Source organism: Kitasatospora sp. NPDC059747 (assembly GCF_042732955.1).
Taxonomy (GTDB): Bacteria; Actinomycetota; Actinomycetes; order Streptomycetales; family Streptomycetaceae; genus Kitasatospora.
Genome location: NZ_JBHWGV010000035.1, coordinates 73,340 through 76,361, shown reverse-complemented (window position 1 = coordinate 76,361; position 3,022 = coordinate 73,340). Strand labels below are relative to the sequence as shown.

The following is a 3,022-nucleotide window of genomic DNA, read 5'->3' as shown; positions in this document are numbered from 1 at the left end:
GCCGCGCCCCTCACATCCAGCCATGCTATATACCACCCACCCACAACCGGCCGGAACACCGGTTTAATCTTCCGGTGGGGCCTCTGGCCGTCGGCGGGCGGCAACGCCAGCGGCCGGGTTCCGCACCTGGCGGGCCACCAGGACTCTCGGCGGCCCGGAGTCCGCCACACTGCCAAGCCTCACGAACCTGCCAAGCCTCACGAACCCGCCAGGGCGCTCGCCCCCGAGGACCACCCCCCAAGGCAGTGCCATGTCACACCCTTGCGGTGGCATATAACCTGTGACATTGTTCTGACCCTGAATCCGGTGACAGGTTGTCGTCAAGGTCCCCCTCCCTCACGCCTCGTGGCTGACGCTCCGTTACTCATCTCCCCCACTCAGGACAAGGACACCGCAGTGCGTCTGCGCCAATCCCTTCCCCTTCTGGTGGCCGGTGCCCTCGCCGGCTCCGCGTTCATGCTGCCGACCCCCGCCCTCGCCTCGCCCGCGGCGGCTCCCGTGAAGGCCGCCGCGCCGGCCGTGCCCGCGCCGTTCGGGGCCGAGATAGCCTCCCCGGCGTCCGAGGCGATAGGACGCACGGCCGCCCCGCTGGCGGCCGACCGGCTCGGGCAGGCCCTGCAGCCGGCCGGGACGGCCGTGCAGAGCGGCCCGTCCGCGGGCGCCAAGCAGCCGGCTCCCGCCCCCGTGAAGCACGCGTTCGCCGCCGCCAAGTCCGGTGCGGACGCGGCTGGTTGCACGCCGGCCGACTTCGGCTCCCGCAGTGGCGCCGACCTGGTCTCCTTCGTCCAGGGCTCGACCACGGACTGCGTCAACACGCTGTTCAACGTCACCGGGACCGACGCCGGGAACGTCTTCAAGCAGTCCCAGATGCTCACCGTCGCCGCCGCCTTCCAGGCCCAGGCCGCGCACTACACCGGCGACAACTCCACCGGCATCCTGCAGCTCGTGCTGTTCCTGCGGGCCGGCTTCTACGTCCAGTCCAACAACGCCTCCGCCGTCGGCCCCTACGACGCCTCGCTCACCGCCGCCGTCAAGGCCGGCCTCGACGCGTTCTTCGCCGGCGCGCGCTGGCACGACGTCACCGACGCCAACGGCCTCGTGCTCTACGACGTGCTGGTCCTCACCGACAGCGCCAACATCCAGGCCCGCTACCTGAACGTCTACAAGCAGGTCCTGAACGGCTACGACAACGGCTACAACGCCTTCCCGAAGATGGTGAAGGCCGTCAACGCCGTCCTGTTCGCGCCGCTGTGGCGGGCCAACTGGAACCCCGACTACGTCAGCGCGGTCGCCGCCGACCCGAGCGTGATCACGGCCCTCGCGAACTTCGCACAGAACCACAAGGACCTGCTCGGCACCGCCAACCAGTTCCTCGACGTCAACGCCGGCAACGACCTCGCCCGCACCGCCGGCGACGGCGGCTCCGTCGCCGCGTTCACCCGGCCCCTGGTCAAGCAGGTCCTCGACACCACCCCGGTCACCGGCAGCACCGGCCCGCTGTACGTGTACACCGCGTACAACGCCAACCAGTACGACGGCGCGCAGTGCTCCTCCTACGGCACCTGCGACCTGCCCGGCAAGCTCACCGCCGCCGTCCTGCCCAATACGCTGGTGTGCGACAACCGCACCATCCGCGGCGAGGCCCTGTCCGCCGAGGACCTGGCCACCGTCTGCGCCAGCCTGCGCGGCGAGGACGGCTTCTTCCACACCATGGTCAAGGACAACGGCCCCGTCCCGAACCAGTACGGCAAGACCATCACCCTCGCCGTCTTCAAGAACCAGGCCGACTACCTCACCTACTCCTGGGCCATCTACAACAACTCCACCAACAACGGCGGCCAGACCGTCATGGACGTCACCGACCCCAACAACCAGCCGGTGTCGGTCATGTACCAGAAGTCGTGGAACGACGGCTTCCCCGCCAACGTGTGGAACCTCAACCACGAGTACACGCACTACCTCGACAACATCTACGACATGAAGGGCAACTTCGGCACCGAGATCTCCGTCCCGGACATCTGGTGGATCGAGGGCGTCGCCGAGTACGAGTCCTACAGCTACCGCGGCACCACCGACACCCAGGCGATGACCGAGGCCGCCGCGCACCGCTACAAGCTGAGCACCGTCTTCCAGAACACCTACGACAACTCGGACTCGGTGCGCACCTACCCGTGGGGCTACCTGGCGGTGCGCTACATGCTGGAGAAGCACCCCTCCGACGTGTACAACATGCTCGGCCACTTCCGCACCGGTGACTACCAGGGCGGCTACGCGGTCTACAACGGCCTCGGCACCTCCTACGACGCCGACTTCGACGCCTGGCTGAACGCCTGCGCCGCCGGCGCCTGCTACGCCGACGGCCCCACCGCCCTGTTCGGCCAGTCCGTCAACGGCGCCACCGTCACCCTGAACGACAAGTCCGTGGAGACCAACTCCCAGGCGAAGCTGGCCTCCTGGCACTGGACCTTCGGCGACGGCACCACCTCCGACCAGCAGAACCCGGTGCACACCTACGCCAACCCCGGCACCTACACGGTCGCCCTGACCGTCACCGACAGCGCCGGCAAGAGCGCCAGCACCCCGTCCTCCGTCACCGTCACCACCGGCGCCGGCACCACCCTGCCGACCTGCACCGACCCGCGCACCGACGCGCTCGGCCAGAACTGCTCGCGGCCCGGCCAGGCCCGCACCGCCGGCAGCCTCGACTACTTCTACGTCTACCTGCCGGCCGGCACCAGCACGCTGAAGGTCTCCACCTCCGGCGGCACCGGCAACGCCTCGCTCTACTACAACGCCGACACCTGGGCCTCCCCGAGCGCCTTCACCGCCTCCTCCACCGGGCCCGGCACCGCCCAGAGCCTCACCGTCACCAACCCGACGGCCGGCTACCGCTACATCAGCCTCTACGCCAACACCGACTTCAGCGGCGTGACGGTCAGCACCCAGTACTGACCCTCGCACCGCAACGGCGAAGGGCGGCGGCTGCCCCACGGGGGGGCGCCGCCCGGGTGTTGGCGGCGGT

General features: G+C 69.3%; 1 protein-coding gene. It reads left to right on the top strand.

Annotated elements, in window-relative coordinates:
- Positions 1–396 precede the first annotated feature (396 nt).
- Positions 397–2,952, top strand: a complete 2,556-nt coding sequence (locus ACFV4G_RS17895) for a collagenase (protein ID WP_380441312.1) — start codon at positions 397–399, stop codon at positions 2,950–2,952.
- Positions 2,953–3,022 lie beyond the last annotated feature (70 nt).